Below are 995 nucleotides of genomic sequence, written 5' to 3' on the forward strand. Positions count from 1 at the left end.
TCCGAACAGCCTTTTTTAAGGGCTTGTCTTTCGGTTTTTGGGCCAGCTGAGCTTCGAGCTTTTGCACCACCTGTTCAAGTTTCACGCTGCTCACTTCGGAATCTGTGCCGAGTTCAGCCAGGTCTTTGCCTGAATTCTCTTGTTCTTCCTGTTCTTCTGCCGTTTCAATGGCAGCGAACAGGGCATGCACCTTATCCTGCAGTTTGACTTTGTGTTTACTGACGGCTTTCCCCCAAACAAACGTGTAGCGATTGGCATTGGCCTCGATTTTGGTTCCGTCCACAAAGTAATGCTCCAGGGAAACGTATTTTTCGTCAGCCAGAAACTGAAGCACGGCGGTAAATACCGTCTCAAGGACATTCTTCATTCGCTGGGAACGGAAGCGATTTAGCGTGCGGAAGTCGGGTCGCTGCCCCGGCCAGCCACATGAAGGGGATGTTCTCCCAAATGGATTTGGCGATTTGGCGAGAGGAATAGATGCGCTGCGTGTAGGCGTAAATAATGACTTTGGTCAGCATTTTAGGATGGTAGCTGTCACGGCCACCACCTGGGTAGGCCGCGTCAAAAATGCCGTCGTCCAGCCGGTTAACGGCGGCATTGACGATACGAACGAGGTGATGTTCTGGAATATCTTCTTCCAGATCCATTGGCAAGCAAAGTTGGTCCATGGTATATTGAATGTACAAAAGAAACCTCTCCTGTGAAATGGTTGTGTGGTAACTCCATTTTACCAAAGGATGGTTTCTTTTTTTTGCTTTTTTTAAAGATTGTAGACCCCATTTCCCGCTTAAACAGCGGAGAGGACGGAACGATTGTGGAAAAGCGATAGCGGTCGCCTTTGTCCCCGGATTTTCACCGCGAAGGAGAATAAATAAAATCTGGGGACAACAGCGATTGGAACAACGGTCCGTTCGCGGAGCGTCCACCCGAGGGCTCACGTTGACCCTACTCCAAAATAAAGGGCTGTCCCAGCAGCCATTTCATGGCTTTTTATA

General features: G+C 49.2%; 1 pseudogene. It reads right to left on the minus strand.

Annotated features, from left to right (window positions below):
- Positions 1-686 (minus strand): annotated as a pseudogene (locus A3849_RS34145) (transposase); the annotation flags it as partial.
- Positions 687-995: the final 309 nt, after the last annotated feature.

Source organism: Paenibacillus sp. P46E (assembly GCF_001909095.1).
Taxonomy (GTDB): domain Bacteria; phylum Bacillota; class Bacilli; order Paenibacillales; family Paenibacillaceae; genus Paenibacillus_AQ; species Paenibacillus_AQ helianthi.